This window comes from Paucisalibacillus algeriensis, from assembly GCF_000577245.1.
Lineage (GTDB): Bacteria > Bacillota > Bacilli > Bacillales > Amphibacillaceae > Ornithinibacillus.
Map to the genome: position 1 here is coordinate 205869 of NZ_CBYO010000005.1, position 18461 is coordinate 224329.

The window sequence follows — 18461 nt, forward strand, 5'->3', positions numbered from 1 at the left end:
AGATTTGCTACTCGTTATCAATAGCAGAGTATAAGAGTGCTTAGACACTCCGTACTTGCTGAGGCTAATAATGAGAGTTATTAGTGAATTAAGGTGGTATCACGAGCTAATCCCTCGTCCTTAGATTTTTTAATCTAGGGACGAGGGATTTTTTATTTTTATAAAGGAGGAAAATAAAATGAGTATTTTTATAGGAGGAGCGTGGCCATATGCAAATGGTTCGTTGCATATAGGGCACTTATCGAGTCTTTTACCAGGAGATATTTTAGCTAGATATTTTCGATTGAAGGGAGAAGAGGTGCTATACGTTTCGGGAAGTGATTGTAATGGAACGCCGATTGCTATTAAGGCGAAGCAGGAAGGGATTTCCCCAAAAGATATAGCTGATAAATATCACAAAGAATTTATGGAAACCTTTGAAAAATTAGGGTTCACCTATGACTGCTATACAAGAACAGATAGCCAACAACATCATATGGTTGTGCAAAATGTTTTTCTTCAGTTATTGGAAAGTGGAAAACTATATAAAAAGGAAGAAAAACAATGTTACTGTAGTACATGTGAACAATTTTTGCCTGATCGATTTGTGGAGGGGATTTGTCCACATTGTGGTGCACAGGCAAGGGGTGACCAATGTGATTATTGCTCCAATTTATTGAATCCAACTGAACTAAACGATAAGATCTGTAAGACATGTGGAGATAAGCCAATAATAAGATCCACCGAACATTTATATTTTGAGTTGAGTTCCTTGCAAGAGGAGCTTGAGGGGTATGTGTCACATGCAAAGTCAAATGGGTTATGGAGAGATAATGCCATTCGGCTATCGGAGAGATATTTAATAGAGGGTCTTGTGGACCGAGCGGTTTCAAGGGATCTTCCAAATGGTGTAAGTGTACCAGTGAAAGGACATGAGGATAAGAAGATATATGTTTGGATTGAAGCCGTAACAGGTTACTATTCTGCAAGTAAGCAGTGGGCACTAGAAAAAGGGAAGGATGACACAATATTCTGGAATGAAAAGACAATTTCCTATTACGTACATGGGAAAGACAATATACCATTTCACTCGATTATCTGGCCAAGTATTTTAACAAGTATCGGAAGTAAGGCACTTCCAACCCATATTGTTTCGAATGAGTATTTAACCATCGAACAGAAGAAATTGTCAACTAGTAGGAATTGGGCAATTTGGGTTCCTGAAATGCTGAAAACTTATCATCCAGATTCAATTAGATATTTCCTAATCGCAAATGCACCGGAAACACGAGATGCGGACTTTTCCTGGCGAGAGTTTGTGTACAGTCATAATAGTGAGCTGCTCGGAGCGTACGGTAACTTTGTAAATCGGACTTTGAAGTTTTTAGAAAAATCATTTGGTGGGATTACACCAAATGGGAAAATTGACACAGATGTGAGAGTAATAGTAAATGACTTGTACAATGAGGTGGGGTATCTAATTGAACGTACTCAATTTAAAAAAGCTTTAGAAAAAGTTTTCTCACTTGTGCGTGCTTCAAATAAGTACTTTGATGAACAGAAACCGTGGATTCAGGTGAAAGAGAATCATGATAAATGTACAGATACATTGACAACATGTGTATACTCTATTGCAAATCTCTCCCAACTATTAAATCCATTCATTCCTTTTTCAAGTGAAGCAGTTCGAAAAACATTGGGAATCAAATATTTTAATTGGGAAGAGATTGAGCTTGCATCGATCACCCTAAGAAAAGTACAACCACTATTTGAAAGAATTGATAAAGGAGTAATGGACGAAGAAATCTCAAAATTGAAGTACAATTCTATATAGTTAATACAGAAAATTATGTTAGGGTTATTGTATTGGATGATAATCGAAAGAACCAAGGGGGAAGCTGAACATGGTATGAGCTGATTAACCACCAATTTTTTTGTAAACTCAGTTGGGCATATGAATGATCTTAAAGAGTACAATGTGTCCTATCTACTTAAAGCCGAATTTAGTAATTATAAACAGAAATAGCATCAGAAATAGAGTGAATTCACTCACTCTATTTTTGTCGTTCTATTAGTGAAATATAATACTTGATTGTTTAAGGGGAGAAAGGTTTCATGTTAAACCGTGTTATTGAACAATTTGGATTAGAGGTATTATCCATTAATGAGGTTGAAGAATCTTTTAGTTCGACAGTTTATAAATGTAAACTGGTAAGTGGAAAAAATATTTTTTTAAAAATTCCTTATACAAAACTAAAGTGGCAGCGAGAGATAGAAGCATATGATATTTTAAAGGGAAATATTGTTATTCCTGAATTGTTAGATTATTGGCCCGGTAATGAGGAATGTCCGGGCGCATTTTTATTATCCGAATTAACAGGTGAGATGTTAACAACCAATGTACCACCATCCGTAGCGTTTCAAGTTGGGGTCCTCCATGCGTCCATGCATGCCATTCACCCGCCTAGAGAAATAGAATTGACCGGAATACAAAACGAATTTCCGAACTGGTCTAATTTTATTGAAAAACAATTTTACAGTTTTGCCAAGGATGTAAAAGATATTTTGGATGAACGCTTATACCAACAAGCTATTGATATGTTTGAGAACATGAAGCAACAACTCCCCACTCCAGATGGTCCAAGCTTTGTCCATATGGATTTTCGCCCAGCAAACATTATTGTTGATAGTAATAACGTAGCGGTAATTGATTTTGAGAGTGTGCGGTTTGGTTCAACAGAAATCGATTTTACTAAACTGTATCGTGATTTTCTTCGCTTTGATTCAAACCTATTTCAGGCATATCAAGAAGGATATAACAGTATCAGACCATTAGTTGATTTAGAAGTTGTCTTGCCTTTTTACCGATTTACAGATGCTTTCAATAGTATCGGATGGTGTAGGCGACGAGGGATAGAAAAAAACGCTACATTTCTAGAAGAAAATCTGACTAGGCTAAAACAAATGGTGTTATAGAGTAGGGTATTAATCGTCTTCTAGTTCTCTCTTTTCTTCTATGGAATATGGTACTATTAGGTTTAAGATAGGTAGGTGTTTGGAGATATGCTAAAAGTACGAAATATAACCCTTGGTAGTGGTATTCCGAAGATTATAGTTCCACTGGTTGGGTGCATGGATACGGAGATAATAGAAGAAGTACATTATGTTATGGAGCTAAAACCAGATATCGTCGAGTGGCGTATTGATACGTATCATATGGTAGACAATTTAGAAGCGGTTCAAGCAATGCTTTCAACATTACGAGAAATTTTAGTTGATACTCCATTACTTTTTACATTTAGAAGCTCTCAAGAAGGTGGAAAAAAGCGAGTTTCTGTAGACTTTTATCAAGAGCTGATTAAAGTGGCTATCCATTCTAGGTTAATTGATTTGGTTGATATTGAACTATTCCAAGGCGACGAATTGGTTAATGAATTAGTTTCTCTTGCAAAGAAGAATGGAGTCTATGTTATTATATCCAATCATGATTTTCAAAAAACACCTAGTAAGGAAATCATCCTCACTCGTTTACAAAAAATGGGGGAGTTAGGCGCCGATATTCCAAAGATTGCAGTCATGGCAATGAACACCCAGGATGTCATTACATTATTAGATGCTACGAATACAATGAAGGAAAAGTATGCAGATCGTCCTTTCATTACTGTCTCAATGGGCGGAAAAGGTGTAGTTAGTAGATTTACTGGTGAAGTGTTTGGATCTGCTGCTACTTTTGCATCAGGTAAAAGTGAGTCTGCACCGGGACAAATTGATGTAATGGAATTACGTCGTACAATAGATTTTTTACATAAAAATATATAGGACAAAGACTTGGCCAAATATGGTTATTTTGATTGTGGTAGTGATATTCGATTAATTGCTAGAATAACATTATGGTACGATGATTTGGTTTTTTTTGATAAAGCGATGGCTAACACAGTACGTAATTATTCCTTGTTCAAGTTGCAGTAAATTGGTCATAAGAAATGAGGTGAAATCATGACTAATCAACATCATGGGATTTTCGCTTTAGTATGTTTTATCAGTTCAATCTTGGTTTGGATACCTAATATTGTCTTCAAGGTAGCGACCCCGTTGGTGTTACTTATATTTATCATCCCAGTAATCGGATTAGTATTTGCCATATTAGGAAAGAAGATCTGGTTGATTGTGGGGAATGTAGTCATGTTTTTTAGTTTTTTTATACTTATGGCTGTTGGGTATATAATAAATTCATAGATTTTATGAAACTATTAACAATGCTGTTATTACAAATTATGATAAATTTCTATTTAAACGGATCTTCGAATAAGAATCTAGAACTTAGTTTGGTGTTAGTTAAATAGATACTGAATATTCTTGATAAACAAGTATACTTATGATTAACCTAATTTACAAACTATCTATACATGTTATAATGGAATTAGAAAAACAATATAATAATAAAAACCGTCCCATGCTGGTACATGGAACGGCTACAACAGACTGGCCCCAACAAGAGGGGTGGCGCAAGGGAGAAAACCCTCATGGCCGAGCTAAAGCACATGAGGGATTAATCTTGTTTGGACATGACAAAAGCAATTAACATGCTGAATGAAATCATCAGTGTTAAGACTTCGAACATATCCATGGGCAACACCTCCTCTCAGGGGAGAACCATTGAAATGAAGTGCGCCAAAACCCCTCACGTGAAGCTTGTCTGTTGTATTTTATTTTATCATAATAGAACATATGTTTCTATGAATAATTGGAACCATTTAGCACTTTTCTGTCATTAGAAAGGTGCTATTTTATTTGCTTCCATTTATGGAGTCTTTTGCATGATATAATTTTTATTAATTATTATATTTCTTGCAACTTATTTTACATAGACCGCATCTAAGTATCAGAGAGGGGGAGAGCCGGCTTGCATCTCGTAGATAGAGTAAAAGAAAAAGATGAAAGTGCACTTATTGAATTGATGGAGCAGTATGGTGATTATTTGATACGTACGGCATTTCTTTTGCTAAAGGACCACCAAACTGCGGAAGAAGCGGTACAGGATACATTTATTATTGCTTTTGATAAAATGATGCAATTAGATGACCCAGCAAAATTAAAAAGCTGGCTCACCTCAATCGTGACAAATTGTTGTCGCTCCCGAATGCGGAAATGGAGTTGGAAAAATATCTTACTTCCATTCGAGAATGATCGTGTTCATGAAGATAAGACTGTAGATTCCCCAGAAGAAGAACTACTTGGAATGATTTGGAACAAGAATCTAAGTTTTGCAATTCATGAATTGGATTATAAATATCGTGAAGTAATTACCCTTTACTATTTTAGTGAAATGAAAGTAAATGAAATTGCTCAATCTACCGGTGAAAAGGAAAATACAATTAAATCAAGGCTAAAAAGAGCTCGGTTTCAGTTAAAGGAAATTTTGATGAAGGGGGAGGATTTTCTTGAAGAAGGTGAACAAGCAATTAAAAAGACATCTAGATAAAGAATTGGAGCACATTCACTTTTCAAGACAGCAGGATGTATTGAATAAAATTAAACATTCAACTTGGAATGAAAAACTTCATAGGATTTGGAATAAAGAAATCTCCATTCCTCTCCTCCCAGTTAGCACTGCCTTTATTATATTAATTGCAGCTATAAGTTATGTTGAACTTTCACCCATGGAACAGATAGATAATGAAAATCAAAACAAGAAGTTAATTCAGGTTGCTGGAAATTATTATTGGAAGGATGATTTTGAAAGGGCGTTGTTGAAGAATGAAAATTAGGATGAAAGTAAAGCATCTTGTATTCATGATTGCTGGAATCATGATCCTTATTCCATTACTTACGAATGTCTTATTCCCACGAGTTGAGTTGTATCTAGCTGAAAAAAAGATAAATGCAGGTAATGTGGAAGAAAAACAGGAAATATTGGAGTTGTTAAGGACAACACCAATTGAATCAAAAAAATGGGAAATGATTCAAAGGTACATGATTGAGGATGGGGTGTCCGGACAATATGATATTTATGTGAGTCCTTCTTTTACGATAGGTGGATATTCATTGGAGGAACAACCGATACGCTTTACTCCGGAGGAAAAGATACCTTATCTGGAGGATTACGTTAAGAATGGTCCAGTTGATTGGTTTTTACAAAGTGCTGCCAGTATTTTATCATTTATTTACCAAAGTGAGGGTAATTTCAATAAAGCAAAAGATGTTTTATATGAGACTTCACAACGGTTTCCTCTAACAGAAAGTTATCTTCGAGATGAACTACTAGTAGAGCGTATTCGACTTGCAAAGAATCATGGAGAGTATGACGAGGCAAATCAATATATTGAAGAGCTATTAGGTATAGTTGAAGAAGAACATCCGGATATAACGGCTCAAATAGCCCAGTTGAGAGCGGAGATAATCCTCCAACAAGGTGACGCTGACTTAGCACTAGATGAAGTGAAAAACGCTATACAGGATTATGAAGTAGAGTTTGAAAAAGAAATGAAAGAAATACCAGAATCCGAGAGGGATCATTATGATTCGATCGAGAACCGTGTTTATTATCAAAGTTTAAAGGCATTGGAAAGATCGTTAAGCCTAGAAAAATCTGCAGTCAAATCGATTACCCTTGCCGGAAAGATTTTGCGTAGTGATGGTACAGCTATGGAAGGTGTAGGTGTATTTTTAAGAGATAAAAATAATGCAAGTCGAAGTGTAAGCCCAGAGGACACTTTCCAGGTAGTAACAGATCATAACGGACGTTTTGAGTTTAATGGAGTAGTTCCAAATAATTACCAAATAACACTAGGTTTCTTTTCAAATCAAATTAGTGGCTGGAATTGGCCAGTTACTTTGGATGAGTGGATTGAGGTAGATGGAAGTGAAGATATTACGTATGACGTTGTACTTCAAAAATTAATTGAGATAGAGAAACCAGTTAATGAGCAGGTTATTAAAGATGATGTTGTTCATTTTGAATGGGAAGCAGTCAAAGGAGCAGCCTATTATGATATCGGGTTTGGATTTGATATTGAAGGTGGTTCCATGAGTACTGGGTTTATTAAGGATATTACAGATACTGAAATTGCTGTACCGGTTGAGGATATCTATAACTTAAACGGTGGAATATCAATTGATGAAGATGGAGTAGTTGACCCAGTATCATTATTAGCATATACCAACCCAGATAATCGTTTTCACTGGAATGTAACAGCATACGATAAGGATGGAAAACTCATCACAAAAAGTAATGGACATCGTTTAGATGATAAAGCAATTGGAAACTTACCATTCTTTTATTTGAAAGAACGAGATTTAACCAATGCGGACCGATTATTATTAGATTATAAAGCGGGTAAAGCATTAGATGAATATAAGAAAAATTATCAAAATAACCCTGATGATCTTCATAGCTTGCGGATGATCACTAGATTAATTGGGGTTAACGAGGAAGATTATCGACTTACAGAAAAAGAGGAAACAATCCCATATCTGGAAGAACTAGCATTAAAATCACCATCTGGAGATACGACATTGCGGTTGGCCATGCACTATTATGACCATTCTGATTGGGAAAACTTTCATAAATGGTTTGATCTTTATCTTGATATGGTAAATAAATTAGATTCGTACGACCAATCCATTTATGCAAGTGCATTAATGAAACAAGGTAAACATGTAGAGGCAAATAAGCAATTTAAAGAAGCCATGAAAAAAGATGGTAGTAATCGCTTTGTTGGGCATTGGATTGCTAATGAGTTATATCGAATGGGGCTAAAGGAAGAAGTAGTCCATATTGCAAGAGATTATCCGTATCATTTGTATGGAGGAGAAGCTGGTCCAAATTGGTTATTGTTAATGAATTCCATTATGAAAGAAAGTAAAAACCACAAGGATTACGAAAAAGAATTAAATAACGTCCTAGAAATGTACTTTACTAATAATAAAGAAGCCCTAGAAAACTGGCTAAACACCACTAACAAAGTCAACATGAAAAAATTAATAGAAGCAATTCAAAAAGTACATTAATCATTAAGCGCTATTCGAAATAGAATAGCGCATTTTTGTCTGGTGGTGCCTGTCACTCCTCGAATCTTATCTAATTATGTCGAAAATAAAAATAAAAATGAATGAACATGAAAAATAATGAACTAAAATATTGACAAACGTGAACAATAAGGCATAGTATAGAACTAACAAAAGACACATAAGGGGCTAAAGTTATGCTTGCTGAAGAGCGTAGACAGAAGATAATGGAAATCCTTCAAAAAGACGGTAGGGTTATTGCGAAGGATCTATCCGATATATTTCAAATATCTGTAGACTCCGTTAGAAGAGACTTGACTATAATGGAAAAGCACGGGCAGCTTCAAAAGACTTATGGTGGAGCAGTTTCTTTAAAACCACAATCAAAAGTCAGAACATTACCATCACCTGAATCCAAAAGATATAGTCAACCTGCTGCTCATCAAGACGCTATTTCTAAACGTGCTGCTTCTTACATTCATGAACATGATACAGTTTTTATTGGTAGCGCAGGAATTCAGTATGGAATGCTAAAATATCTTCCAACTGACAATCCATTTACACTTGTTACCAATTCCATGAAAATAGCAGAAGTTGTTAGAAGTAAAGAAAACATTACTTCCTATCTTATTGGTGGAAAACTTAGACCAAATTCAGCTAATAGTATGATTGATACGATTGCAGTGGATATGGTTAGTCGATTTTCTTTTGATATGGCTTTTCTTACTGGTGGTGGAATTACAGCAAGTGGAATTAGTACGGCAACACCAGAGGGAGCAGCGTTTCACAGAAGGGTTGCAGAGATTTCACGTAAAAACATTTGTTTAGCTCCCCACGAAAAACTTGGCCATCAAATGTTTATTAGCTCCGTACCGATGGATAGAATAGATGTTATCATCACAGACCAGGCAGCTCCGGAGAAAGTTATACAGGATATTGAAAAAAGAAATGTGGAAATTATTTTTGCAGATGCATAAGAGGAGTGAATATATTGAAAGCAATACGTGTAGATTATTCACCGAACATAAACGGTAACGTACACATTCCGGGTTCGAAAAATAGTTCATTAGCATTACTTGCTGCTGCTTGTTTATCAGATGGAAAAGTAACACTTAAAGGAATACCAAACATTGCAGACTTTCGAGTAATTAAACAAATGGGAAAAGATGTAGGTCTTCAAATCGAACGTGATTTACTAGGTGATGTGCATATTAATCCAAGCACGATTCATTCAACAGAATTTGATCCAGAAAAGTCATCATCGTTTCGGACAGCATATTACTTTGTTGGTGCTTTACTTTCTAAATTTGGCAAAGTAAAAGTTGGCTATCCTGGTGGCGACGACTTTGTAAGTAGACCAATCGATCAACATGTAAAGGCCTTTAAATCCCTGGGTGCAACATTTTCCTATTTTAAGGATTATTATGTTGTGGAAGCAAAGGAATTAAGAGGGGCAAGTATCTATTTTGATACGATCACTTCTGGAGGAACAATAAATGCTATGTTAGCTGCGACGCGTGCAAAGGGTGATTCTGTACTATTTAATGCTGCTCGTGATCCAGAAGTAATCGATACGGCGATCCTACTAAATGAGATGGGTGCCAAAATCATAGGAGCGGGCACGGATACCATCCGTATTTCTGGTGTTAAATCGTTAAATGGATGTACACATCGAGTAATCCCGGATCGATTAATAGCCGGTTCATTTTTAATTGCTGCAGGCATAGCCGGTGGAAGTGTAACGGTAAAGGACGTTATCCCTGAACATTTAGGATCTTGTATTTCTAAACTAAGGGAAGTTGGTTTAGATATAGATATAAAGGGAGATCAAATTACTGCAAATTCAACTGGGAAATTAAAAGCAACTAGAATTAGGACAGCGATGTATCCAGGATTTGCAACAGACATACAACAACCTATGACAACGTTGCTTACCCAAGCTTCTGGTAAAAGTTTTGTTGCAGAAAAAATATATCCAAACAGATTTAATCATGTCAGTCAGTTACGAAAAATGGGGGCAGATATTAAAGTCAGATCTGGAGTTGCCTATATAAAAGGTAAAGCACCGTTAAGAGGGGCAGTGGTCTCAACATCGGATATTCGAGCTGGAATTTCCTTAATTCTAGCTGGTATGGTGGGGGAAGGTACTACCTTTATAACTGGGGTTGAGCATATAGAAAGAGGATACGAGGATGTCGTGTCTGCTTTTCAATCCCTCGGGGTAAAAATCAAAAAAGAAAAACTTATGTATGGAATTAATGATAACCTTATAGACGATGTGAAATGAAGGGCTACTTGAATAGCTCTTTATTTTTTTGAAACTTTGTCCATTTTTTTGCGTATGTATAATTAGATAGAGCAAGGGGGAAGTTTAATGCTGAAAAAAATAAATGAAGAAATTGTTCAAATAAAAGGTGAGTTGCATAGGAAAAAGAAACTGGAGTTACAACTAAATGATTTCCAACATGAAAGATATGAAATGGAGCAAACCATCACTAAGTTAAAGAACCAATTAACCAATGAAAAAAGAGATGTAAAAAAGTTAGAAGGGCTTAGTATCACAAACATCTTCTCCACTATTTCTGGAACAAAGTATGAAAAATTGGATAAGGAAAAACGAGAAGTAATGGCTGTTCAGCTTCAATTAGAAGAGGCAGAAAAAACTATTAGCGAAATTAGCGCATCTATTATGGAAGTGCGAAAGAAACTTAGTGAGATAAATCTAAGTGAATTAGAATATCAAGAGCTTTTGAAAAAGAAGGAACAATATATAAAAGAGAGTAATTCCCAGTATGCCAATCAATTATATGCCATTAGTGATCAAGAAGGAGATGTTTTAGCCTATGTTAAAGAATTAAGGGAGGCAGTTACTGCTGGTAGGTATGCCAAGGATGCACTCGAGAATGCAGAAAAATCCTTGGAGTCTGCGGAAAGTTGGGGCACATGGGATATGTTTGGTGGAGGCATGTTATCTACTGCTATGAAACATAGTAGTATGGATGATGCTTCAAACTATATTCATATTGCACAAACGAGAATGAGAGAATTTCAAAAAGAGTTACTGGATATTGGTGAAATGATTGAAGTTGATATGGATGTTTCTGAGTTATTGAGGTTTGCAGACTTTTTCTTTGATGGATTCATTGTAGACTGGATGGTTCAAGGAAGAATACAAGATTCTCAAGGCCAAGTATGGGATCAGTTAGCAAAGGTTGAAAAAATTATGGACACATTGGAAGAGGAACTTGTAAATCGCGAAGAAAAATTAATTGAACTTCAAATTGAAAGAAAATTACTTATTGAAAATATATAAAGAATGTAGCTCCTTTGGCGTAATGTAATGGGTTCGATTTAGGGAGAAATTTAAAATACATAGAGAAGCTATTAGCAGTCAATTAGCTTCTCTTTTTTAGCATTCTAAATATGTTAATTTTTTTGCTAAAATATAGCGGATATTGCATCATAGAAAAAAAGAACAATTAGCCACGCTATAAGCTAATTATCCTTTCATATCATATGCTTTATTCAATTTTTAACATTGGATCCGTAAACGGAACAACTATTTAGTATTTACCAAGTTATTATCTTGTCCTGTAAAAACAGATGATTTTAACTCATGCAGTCCTTTTTCATGCTTGTCGAGCATAATCTGTTCTGGCTTAATCCCCTGATCACGCAATACTTCCATGTTCTGCACTAGAAACTCGTCGCTACCAACAATATAGAAGAGTCCATCCTTGTCAGCAGCTAGATATTTTACTTCTTCATAATAGTCTTTACGGTTATCAACAAATTGCGATATGAATTTCTTGTCAGGTATAGATTTAAAGATATTAGTGAATAGAAAATCTCTTGATGTATCAATGTTTAGGGAATGAATTTGATTGACGTTGTCAGCACGTTCGAAATAATCAAGTACAAGCGGTCTGAAGGTAGCTAAGCCAACACCTGATGATAGCAGATAAACATTTTTATCTACTCTTTTTAGCGGTACATTCGAATGCGTTTTAAATATGGCAACTTTAGTACCAACTTCGAGATTTCTTAAAATCGTCTTAAACTCAGAGCATTGCTCTCTAATGCGTGTTGTGATACCAATTGAATTTTCATGAGGTAAAGTTGAAATTGACATATGGCGAATAAGGCTCCTGTTTGGCTTTTCTCCGGCATTGAATCCTTCTAGTGCAAAGTGAGTGTGGGAACCTTCTTCCCATGTGAATTCTTCCGGACAGTCAAGCAGGTACGTTTTAACTTCAGACGTTTCATCAATTATCTTATTGATATTAGTCCAGTATATTTGCATAATAGATTCTCCTTAAACAATTATATAAATCGTTACTATCTACTATACAATAAATGATAACAATTCTCAATTATAAGGATTGATTATTTCAGATTATCGTACTATATTTATTAAATTCAGAAATATATTAAAAGAAAAAGAATACTATTATAGTGATTATTCCTTACTGCTATGCTTTAAACGAGGGAACTATCATTGTGTCCTATCACAAGGCTATACATTGAAGTACGAATTAAATAGGGCTTTAATCCCTTTTATCAGGTGTTGGACGGATACACATTAAAAATTATTAAAAAGAATGAACAAGATCTAATAGGATTAATGGGGATGAAAAATAATTAGCCATACTTCGAAGTTTAAGAAGTTTTTTTCTAATTGCTTTTCCTATATAATGGAATCAGTATTTATTTGGAGGTAACATAATGAAAGAAGTAACAGCAGCTGAATTAGCAGAAAAGATAAACAAGGACGAACAACCGAACATTATCGATGTAAGGGAAGACGAAGAAGTGGAAATGGGGAAAATTCCTGGTGCGCGTCACATTCGATTAGGCGATCTTGCTGATAGTTTGGATGAGCTTGATAAAAACGAACACTACTATATGGTTTGTCGCTCTGGGGGAAGAAGCATGATGGCTTGTGAATTCCTTATTGACCAAGGCTATGATGTAACTAATATGGTTGGTGGCATGCTTACTTGGGAAGATGAATTAGAATTTTAATTAACTAAGAAAAGGGGTGGGAGATAATATGGAAATGAATGAATGGTTACTAATAGCTTGTATCGTCATTTTAATCGCTACCCGATTAATTCCAGTAAAGGGTATTACAAATATCACGACATATGAAGCCATGGCAAAATTTGCAGAGAAAAACATGCAATTTATCGATGTTCGAACACCTGGAGAATATACCCGAGATCACAAGAAGCCATTTCGTAATATTCCACTTTATGAGCTGACCCAGCGTCTTACGGAATTGGATAAGAATAAAGATGTAGTCGTGATTTGCCAAAGTGGAATTCGGAGTTCTAAAGCAGCCCGTGTTTTAAAAAGAAAAGGATTTACACAGATTTATAATGTAAAAGGCGGCGTGAGTGCCTGGAATAGAAATATGAAAGAAAATTCAGCGGCAAAATGATTTCATTTCGTCGTTTTATTTTTCTGTTAAATCTTTTGAATAAGCGTTAAGATAGGATTATGAATAGTTTGAAAGGAGTTTTAATTTGTCTACATATCCAAATGTTCAAGAAACAATAGACGTAATAAAAAAGCTAGTATCTATTCCTAGTCCAACAGGATTTACAGCTAATGTTATTCAATTTGCAGAGGATTACTTGCAAAAACTAAATGTAGAAACAAAGCGTAATCGTAAAGGTGGTCTAATTGCAACATTGCCAGGGACGAATAATGATGAGCATCGCATGCTCACTGCTCATGTTGATACCCTTGGTGCCATGGTAAAAGAAGTTAAAAGTAATGGTCGCTTACGCTTGGATTTAATTGGTGGTTTCCGTTATAACTCCATCGAAGGGGAATACTGCGAAATCCATACCTCTAGTGGAAAAGTGTATACAGGTACCATTCTTATGCGTCAAACATCTGTCCATGTCTATAAGGACGCTGGAAAAGCAGAAAGAAATCAGGAAAATATGGAAGTGCGTATTGACGCTGAGGTAACTAATGCAGAAGATATCCGTGCTCTCGGTATTGAGGTAGGAGACTTTGTTTCTTTTGATCCTCGTGTTCAGACAACGGAAAATGGCTTCATTAAATCACGTCACTTAGACGATAAGGCAAGTGTCGGGATTTTACTGCAGTTGATTAAACGATTAAAAGAGGAAAAAGTACAACTACCCTATACAACCCATTTCCTAATTTCGAATAATGAAGAAATCGGTTATGGTGGTAACTCCAATATTCCACCGGAAACAGTAGAATACTTAGCTGTGGATATGGGGGCTATGGGTGATGGTCAATCAACAGATGAATATACTGTGTCTATTTGTGTAAAGGATGCTAGTGGCCCTTATCATTATGGATTACGTAAGAGATTAGTAGAACTTGCTGAAAAGAATGATATTGAGTATAAGCTAGATATTTACCCATATTATGGTTCTGATGCTTCGGCAGCGATTAAATCTGGGCATGATATTGTTCATGGACTAATTGGCCCTGGAATTGATTCTTCCCATGCCTTTGAACGTACACATGAGAAGTCATTGATTAATACGGAGAAATTGGTTTATCATTATGTGTTATCTGATATGATATCTTATTAAGGAAATGGCGCACCCAAAACGAGTGCGCCATTTATTCATTTATCGCGAATGCCACGCTTTTAACATATTTTCCAATGTTAATTCTACTGTGGAATAAACGAGATAATCTGCTTCTTTTAGGTATTCTGCATCACCGATGCCTACCGCGAACATTCCTGCTTTTTTTATGGCTTCAATCCCAGCATTAGCATCTTCAATTCCGATACATTCAGTTGGTTGAACTTTTAGAATAGAAGCGGCTTGTAAGAATATATCGGGTGCCGGTTTTCCTTTTGCTATGGTACTTGGATCTGCTTTAGCTTCAAAGAATTCATCTATCTCGAGAGATTTCAATAGGGTGGGAGCATTTTTACTAGCGGAAGCTAAACCGATTTTATAACCGTCACGTTTCATCTCTACTAATAATGGTTGGATTCCAGGAAGTATGTCTTTTGGACTTACATCTAAAATTAACTTCTTGTAATACTCATTTTTTTCTTCTGCCAGTCTTTGTTTTTCTTCCATGGAATATTGATTTGCTATCCCACCGTAATCCAAAATTCTATTCAATGAACCCATTCGGTCTACACCTTTTAATTGCTCATTAAAAGACAAGTCAATGGTTAGCCCTAGCTTCTCAGCACATTTTCTCCAAGCTTCGAAATGTAAGTCAGCCGTGTCCGTAATGACACCATCTAAGTCGAATATAAATGCTTTAATCAATGGTAAAACTCCAATCATTAATTCGTAATAACTAATGAATTATCTGTTGTAATTGTATACTTTTTATCCCAAATATAAAGGTCGACTTGGTCTCCTGATAAAAGCTCGACGATAAAGCTATCCTTTTGATTTCTAATCATTAGTAATTGACCATGGTATTGGATATGAAAAGCATAGCCATCCCATTGCTTTGGTAACTGTGGTCGGAAGTATAGGCCATTTTCTTTTAAACGCATTCCAGCAAATCCAGCCACAATGGCCATCCAAGTCCCACCCATATTAGCCATGTGGAGTCCGTCTTTTGTATTGCCTTGGATGTTATCTAAGTCTAATCGTGCAGTTTCGATAAAATAGTCATATGCTTTATCTAAGTAACCTACGCGCGCTCCCATCATGCTGTAGACACAAGAGGATAGTGAAGAGTCATGAGTGGTTACTTTTTCATAATAGTTATAAGAAGCCTTCATGACATACTCAGACTGTTCATCTTCAACTAGAAAATGAGCTAGAACGGTGTCTGCCTGTTTGCAAACTTGATAACGATAGATTGTTAATGGGTGATAATGGAGGAGCAATGGATAGTGTTCCGTTGGAGTTCCTTCAAAATCCCATTTTTCCTTTTGTAAAAATGTATCGTCTTGTGGATTAATATTTAATGTTTTGTCCATAGGCAGATACATAGCATTAGCTGCCGATAGAAATCTTTCTAGCTCGGAATCATCTAATGATAGTTTGTTTTTCAAGGTTTGCCAGTATATTGGATCTTCTTCTTGTATTAATAACGAAAATTTATGTGCCCATTGTAAATTATATTTTGCCATCACATTGGTGTAGTAATTGTTATTCACGATTGCTGTATATTCATCTGGACCTGTAACTGCATCAATTCGAAATTCATTATGTTGATAATGCCCCACTTCTAGCCAAAGTCTAGCTGTCTCTAGTAGAACTTCTGTACCAAAATCTTTTAGAAAACTTTTATCATTTGTTGCTAGATAGTACTGAACATAGCTATAGGCAATATCTGCGCTAATGTGATATTGTGCGGTCCCTGCCGGATAGTAGGAGGAGCATTCTGTTCCGATTATGGTCCTCCATGGATAAAGAGCACCTTTTTTATGCCCCATTTCTTTTGCTCGTTCTCTAGCAGAGTCTAAAATGGAATATCGATAGTGTAATAATTTCCTTGCAAGCTCAGGGTTGGTCATGGTGAACATCGGCAGTAAATATATCTCTGTGTCCCAGAAATAATGTCCCTCATACCCCTCACCAGATAAACCTTTTGCTGCAATACTAGTTTTTCCATCTTGTCCAGCGGATTGTAGTAAATGATATAAATTAAAACGAATAGCCTCTTGAATTTGATCTTCACCATCGATTGTTACATCCGTTTTATTCCAAAAAGATGCCATATATTCTTGTTGTAGTTTAGCTAATTCACTAAAAGATAATGAGGCAGTTTTATTGTTGATAGCGAGAAGTGATCCCTGTAAATCTTCATAACGAGTTGAATCAGCTATAAATGTTCTTTTATCTAACGTCATTTCTTTATTTAAAATCATCTTCATGATTGTTTGTATCGAAGCACCGTCGTTAATTTCATAACGATAAGATATAGATTCAGATGAAACAGATACAGTCGATAAAACAGCTGCATGTAGTTTAGAACTTTTCGTTTGAACTTCTACAAAACTACTTTCATCTGTCCATGATAGATTGCTTATAGATAATCGTTTCTCGTCATCACTGGCAACACGTGGATCATCCTTATCCGCAAAGTTCTTCACATCTCCATTAACGGAAGAGACAATTTGTATGGGTATATCCTTACTGACTGGTGTAAGTGTGATAAATTGATGAAAAAGTTCTCTTGTATGGAAGGATACAAGACGCTTAAAATTAACTATTAATTCATAGCCTTTATTTGATTTCCAATGTAATACTCTCTCTGTGATTCCTTTATCTAAATGGAGTATTCGTGTGTAGTCTAGAACCTCACCAGAGTGGAGTGACACTTTTTCCCGATAATTATCTTCACCAACCCATATTTCAATTCCTTGAGCATCAATAATATTTAACAATTTTTGTTGTTTTTCTGGAAAAGCGAATAGTTTTTCTCCGTATGGAATATCTACAATATCATGGAATCCGTTAATATAGGAGCCTCGAATTGTTTTTGCATGTTTTGGTAGACCCTCTTCTAAATTTCCGCGAATACCAATGTAGCCGTTGCCATTGAAGAATAAGCTTTCTTCTAATAATAATGTATTTATATCTGTTGCATTGGATTGTACCTTCCAAGACAAGATGTTTCACTCCTTAATCTGCTAGAAATAGTGTATGTTTGTTACCAAATTATTCCTTAACACCACCGGAGGTTAATCCTGAAACAATCTGCCTTTGGAAAATTAATACGATAATCAATGTTGGGATGGTTACGATAGTAGTTGCGGCTGCAACTTCTCCCCAAAGGATTGAAAATTGATCACGTAAGAACGAGATTGCAACTGGAACCGTGTGGAAATTTGATTCTGTGTTTAAGGTAATCGTTAATAGAAATTCATTCCATGCAGCGATAAAGGTAATAATTGCTGTCGTAAATACCCCTGGTGCTGCTAATGGGAACACTATTTTGGTTAATGTTTGTATTCTAGTAGCCCCATCAATTTTTGCAGACTCCTCAAGTGCTAGTGGGATTTGATTAAAATGTGTAACAAGTATCCATACCGCCATAGGTAAGGTAATGGTAGAGTATGGAAGAATGACAAAGTAGCTATTTAACCATCCCAAATCATAGAATAAGTTATAAACTGGACCAGTAATAATCATTTGTGGAAACATCGATACCGCTAGTACTAAACCTAGTAATATACTTTTTCCTTTAAAATGAAAACGGGAAATGGCATAGGCACAGAGAGATGCTACGACTATGACATATATGGTTGTTGATATTGCAACCACAAAACTGTTTATAATTGCTCGTAATATACCTTTTTCAAAGAGAATGACAGCATAGTTTTTCAATGTTGGATCTTCTGGTATAACATTAAATGCACCGGTACCAAAAATCTCACCACTTGTTTTAAAGGAAGTAATGAAAATCCATAAAAAAGGAAAAACCATGATGAATAAATAACCGGACACAACAATACCAAACATAATAAGTAATTTTCGTTTAGAATGTTTCAT

General features: G+C 35.7%; 16 protein-coding genes and 1 other annotated feature (1 of these 17 only partly in view). Of the genes, 12 read left to right on the forward strand and 4 right to left on the reverse strand.

Features of this window, described 5'->3' with window-relative positions:
- Nucleotides 1–125 (forward strand) — a binding site (T-box leader) (it extends 143 nt beyond the left edge of the window).
- 53 nt (nt 126–178) lie between these two features.
- The 9 genes from metG to TY11_RS03420 all read left to right on the forward strand — a co-directional run bounded on the left by metG (nt 179) and on the right by TY11_RS03420 (nt 11299).
- Nucleotides 179–1813 (forward strand): methionine--tRNA ligase, encoded by a 1635-nt coding sequence (metG, locus tag TY11_RS03370; RefSeq protein WP_042142841.1) that lies wholly within the window; start codon nt 179–181, stop codon nt 1811–1813.
- A gap of 281 nt (nt 1814–2094) precedes the next feature.
- Nucleotides 2095–2955 carry a phosphotransferase family protein gene (locus TY11_RS03375; RefSeq protein WP_042142843.1) on the forward strand — a complete coding sequence of 287 codons (861 nt, stop codon included), beginning with the start codon at nt 2095–2097 and terminating at the stop codon, nt 2953–2955.
- A gap of 87 nt (nt 2956–3042) precedes the next feature.
- The gene (gene aroD / locus TY11_RS03380; protein WP_042142845.1) at nt 3043–3798 is read left to right on the forward strand and encodes a type I 3-dehydroquinate dehydratase; all 756 of its coding nucleotides are present in this window, start codon (nt 3043–3045) and stop codon (nt 3796–3798) included.
- A gap of 1084 nt (nt 3799–4882) precedes the next feature.
- Nucleotides 4883–5461, forward strand: coding sequence for an RNA polymerase sigma factor (locus TY11_RS03395; protein ID WP_042142851.1), 579 nt, complete (start codon nt 4883–4885; stop codon nt 5459–5461).
- Nucleotides 5421–5747 carry a hypothetical protein gene (locus tag TY11_RS03400; protein WP_042142852.1) on the forward strand — a complete coding sequence of 109 codons (327 nt, stop codon included), beginning with the start codon at nt 5421–5423 and terminating at the stop codon, nt 5745–5747. Before TY11_RS03395 ends, TY11_RS03400 begins: the two co-directional genes overlap by 41 nt.
- Nucleotides 5737–7989, forward strand: a complete 2253-nt coding sequence (locus TY11_RS03405) for a carboxypeptidase-like regulatory domain-containing protein (RefSeq protein ID WP_042142855.1) — start codon at nt 5737–5739, stop codon at nt 7987–7989. The genes TY11_RS03400 and TY11_RS03405 overlap by 11 nt, the downstream gene beginning before the upstream one ends.
- A gap of 194 nt (nt 7990–8183) precedes the next feature.
- Complete coding sequence (locus tag TY11_RS03410; RefSeq protein ID WP_042142856.1) at nt 8184–8963, forward strand: DeoR/GlpR family DNA-binding transcription regulator; 780 nt, start codon at nt 8184–8186, stop codon at nt 8961–8963.
- Between the two features lie 14 nt (nt 8964–8977).
- Nucleotides 8978–10273, forward strand: coding sequence for a UDP-N-acetylglucosamine 1-carboxyvinyltransferase (murA, locus tag TY11_RS03415; protein WP_042142858.1), 1296 nt, complete (start codon nt 8978–8980; stop codon nt 10271–10273).
- An 87-nt stretch (nt 10274–10360) separates the two neighbouring features.
- Nucleotides 10361–11299 carry a coiled-coil domain-containing protein gene (locus tag TY11_RS03420; protein ID WP_042142860.1) on the forward strand — a complete coding sequence of 313 codons (939 nt, stop codon included), beginning with the start codon at nt 10361–10363 and terminating at the stop codon, nt 11297–11299.
- A gap of 246 nt (nt 11300–11545) precedes the next feature.
- Here TY11_RS03420 and TY11_RS03425 read toward each other — a convergent pair whose 3' ends face one another.
- Nucleotides 11546–12289, reverse strand: a complete 744-nt coding sequence (locus tag TY11_RS03425; protein WP_042142862.1) for a bifunctional nitric oxide dioxygenase/dihydropteridine reductase 2 — start codon at nt 12287–12289, stop codon at nt 11546–11548.
- 422 nt (nt 12290–12711) lie between these two features.
- Between TY11_RS03425 and TY11_RS03430 the strand changes: the two genes are divergently transcribed.
- From TY11_RS03430 to TY11_RS03440, 3 genes are all read left to right on the forward strand, one after another.
- On the forward strand, nt 12712–13011 hold the full coding sequence (locus TY11_RS03430) for a rhodanese-like domain-containing protein (RefSeq protein ID WP_042142863.1): 300 nt from the start codon (nt 12712–12714) through the stop codon (nt 13009–13011).
- 28 nt (nt 13012–13039) lie between these two features.
- On the forward strand, nt 13040–13429 hold the full coding sequence (locus TY11_RS03435) for a rhodanese-like domain-containing protein (RefSeq protein ID WP_042142865.1): 390 nt from the start codon (nt 13040–13042) through the stop codon (nt 13427–13429).
- Between the two features lie 85 nt (nt 13430–13514).
- Nucleotides 13515–14570 (forward strand): M42 family metallopeptidase, encoded by a 1056-nt coding sequence (locus TY11_RS03440; RefSeq protein ID WP_042142867.1) that lies wholly within the window; start codon nt 13515–13517, stop codon nt 14568–14570.
- Nucleotides 14571–14609: 39 nt separating this feature from the next.
- On the opposite strand, the gene pgmB is transcribed toward TY11_RS03440, so the two are convergent.
- From pgmB to TY11_RS03455, 3 genes are read right to left on the reverse strand one after another with little or no spacing between them, the layout of a single operon-like run.
- Nucleotides 14610–15269, reverse strand: a complete 660-nt coding sequence (pgmB, locus tag TY11_RS03445; protein ID WP_042143108.1) for a beta-phosphoglucomutase — start codon at nt 15267–15269, stop codon at nt 14610–14612.
- Between the two features lie 20 nt (nt 15270–15289).
- Nucleotides 15290–17578 carry a glycoside hydrolase family 65 protein gene (locus TY11_RS03450; RefSeq protein WP_042142869.1) on the reverse strand — a complete coding sequence of 763 codons (2289 nt, stop codon included), beginning with the start codon at nt 17576–17578 and terminating at the stop codon, nt 15290–15292.
- 49 nt (nt 17579–17627) lie between these two features.
- On the reverse strand, nt 17628–18461 hold the full coding sequence (locus tag TY11_RS03455) for a carbohydrate ABC transporter permease (protein ID WP_042142872.1): 834 nt from the start codon (nt 18459–18461) through the stop codon (nt 17628–17630).